This window comes from Psychrobacter sp., assembly GCF_035469765.1.
GTDB lineage: Bacteria > Pseudomonadota > Gammaproteobacteria > Pseudomonadales > Moraxellaceae > Psychrobacter.
In genome coordinates this window covers 1-2401 of the sequence record NZ_DATIRM010000336.1, presented here as the reverse complement: position 1 = coordinate 2401, position 2401 = coordinate 1, and the positions used below count along the sequence as shown (strand labels likewise).

Here is a 2401-nt window from a genome sequence, read left to right as displayed (position 1 = left end):
AACGCCCGAGCAAGTGCTGCAAGCAGACGATGTGCTGGTGGTCTACGGCGCGAACAAACATATCAATCAGTTTTTACGTAGTGTTGGGGTTAAAGTACACTAATCGATAGAGGGTAACGTTATGAATAAATGTCGCATATCCGTCCTATGTCTTGCTAGCTTACTACTGTTTAGCGGTTGTGATGGGGCTAAACAAGATCCCAACGTCATGTTTTCAGAAGAACATCAAAATCCCATTAAAGAGCTTGAGAACAGCTCAAAAAAAGTTGATCACAGCAAGTTTGGCTATAAACAAACCTTTTATGTACCGATTTATTCAGACATTTATACCGATAGAGACAGCCGTAAGGTTTTACTGTCAGCGACCTTGAGCGTGCGCAACACAACTTTAAAGAACTCACTATATATTAATAAAATAGATTATTACGGGACACATGGCGAGCTTGTCAAATCATACTTAACAGAAACCATTGAGCTACCAGCCATGGCAACCTTGAATTATATTGTCGAAAGAGAAGAAGATAAAGACGGTTCGGGCGCTAACTTCATAATTGAAGTTGAAGGTGTAGATGAGACCGTGAGACCAGTCATTGAGGCAGTTATGATTGGTAACTTCAGTAATAAAAGCTTTGCTTTTATTACCGAGGGTACGCCGGTTGTGCACTGATAAAAAATCATTTTATATTAAATGTATATTGTTCTTGGGGCTGTAGTAGATAAGGATTAAATATCACACCATTTTCTCAGAGTTTTAAGTTGATTAGATGGTGACCCATATTTCAATCTAAACTCACACTCTTTTAAAAATAAATGGAAATACTTCTTATCAATGCCATTATATTTTCTGAGTGTTCGCTTAGACTGATTCCAAAAGTTCTCAATGCCTAAAATTAGTACAACCCATATTCTGGAACAGTTTATATAAATTATTCTCCATCCCGCCTTTTGCGGCAGGCAAACTTGATTTGCTGATTACTTTTCCAGAGTTTATCCTTGATAATTTATCGTATGTGACGCCATTTGAAGAACAGCATTTATGTGTGACGGGCGATAAAAATACCTTTGCAGCAGATATCTTCACACTGGCGCAAGTTGCCGCACACCCGCAGCTGATGGTATCACCTTCGCGTGCCAATTTGCGTGGCTCCCATGATCAATGATTTGCAGAAAAAGAAAAAGGGCTCAAACGCCATATTGTGATGTCAGTTCCTAGTTTCTTTGCAGTGCCAGATATCCTGTACACCACCGACATGATTTTATCCTTCACGGTTACTACCAAACAGTAAAGTCAAAGAGCTTAAATTCGAAGCATTACCACCTACCTTTAAGGTCATAGCAGCATAGCACCCACGTACCAGTGACAGTGGTATACATCGTTGGTTAATTGAACAATTACGAAACGTATGATGGCTAGGCCGTGTTCTCACTTCAAGGCCATAAAATGCATAAATGTGCTAATTAATGATACATGCTAGTTAAATCTTAATACAACCGCATCGATCTGATCTAAACGTTATTCACCATGGTGTTTGGTGATAAAATCGCCGCCAGCTCTTCATCGCTTAGCAATTTTTCTTGTCTGACCAACTCGGAGACGCCCAAACCGCTTAATAAGGCGTGGCCTGCGATACGACTAGCATTATCATAACCGATGTGTGGCACCAATGCCGTCACAATACCAATACTGTTTTCTACATGCTGCGCACAGCGTTCTTTATTGGCCGTGATGCCCTGAATACATAGCTCATCCAGCATACGAATGGATTTTTCTAACATACGAGCATTGTTCAACAGATTGTAGATAATCAAGGGTTCCATGGCATTTAACTGCAACTGCCCTGCTTCTGCCGCCATGGTCACGGTCAAATCGGTGCCCATGACTTGAAAAGCCGTCTGGTTCATCGCTTCAGGAATCACAGGGTTGACCTTACCCGGCATAATGGAGGAGCCCGGCTGCATAGCTGGCAGGTTGATTTCACCCAGACCAGTGCGCGGGCCGCTAGAGAGTAAGCGCAGATCATTGCTGAGTTTGGAGAGTTTGATTGCCAAACGTTTGAGTGACCCTGAAAAGGTAATAAAAGCCCCCATATCGGCACTCGCGGCCACAAGATCTTCTGCAAGCCTGACTGGCAAACCACTGACCGCTGCCAATTCATTGATAGCCAAATGCGCGTAGCCTCTAGGCGCATTGATACCTGTACCAATGGCTGTGCCCCCTAAATTCACTTCACATAACTGAAGACACGTGTGTTCTATACGAGCAGTCTCGCCGCCCAAATCACTGGCAAAAGCATTAAATTCTTGTCCCAACGTCATCGGCACCGCATCTTGAAGCTGAGTACGTCCCATTTTTAACACATCACTGAACGCTTCTCCTTTGGCCGCCAAGCTGTGCTGTAAC

The 2401-nt window shown here is 42.9% G+C and carries 3 protein-coding genes and 1 pseudogene; 2 read left to right on the top strand and 2 right to left on the bottom strand.

Features of this window, described 5'->3' with window-relative positions:
* Positions 1–121: 121 nt before the first annotated feature.
* Positions 122–667 (top strand): DUF3124 domain-containing protein, encoded by a 546-nt coding sequence (locus VLN09_RS09345; RefSeq protein ID WP_325245881.1) that lies wholly within the window; start codon positions 122–124, stop codon positions 665–667.
* A 56-nt stretch (positions 668–723) separates the two neighbouring features.
* Here the strand turns inward: VLN09_RS09345 and VLN09_RS09340 are convergent.
* Positions 724–891 (bottom strand): annotated as a pseudogene (locus VLN09_RS09340) (IS1595 family transposase); the annotation flags it as partial.
* 74 nt (positions 892–965) lie between these two features.
* On the opposite strand from VLN09_RS09340, the gene VLN09_RS09335 reads away from it, so the two are divergent.
* Entirely contained in the window at positions 966–1160 is a 195-nt protein-coding gene (locus VLN09_RS09335; RefSeq protein WP_325245879.1) for a hypothetical protein, read from the top strand.
* A 346-nt stretch (positions 1161–1506) separates the two neighbouring features.
* Here the strand turns inward: VLN09_RS09335 and VLN09_RS09330 are convergent.
* Positions 1507–2401, bottom strand: an 895-nt coding sequence (locus VLN09_RS09330) for a lyase family protein (RefSeq protein WP_325245877.1), incomplete at its 5' end; no start/stop codon positions are given.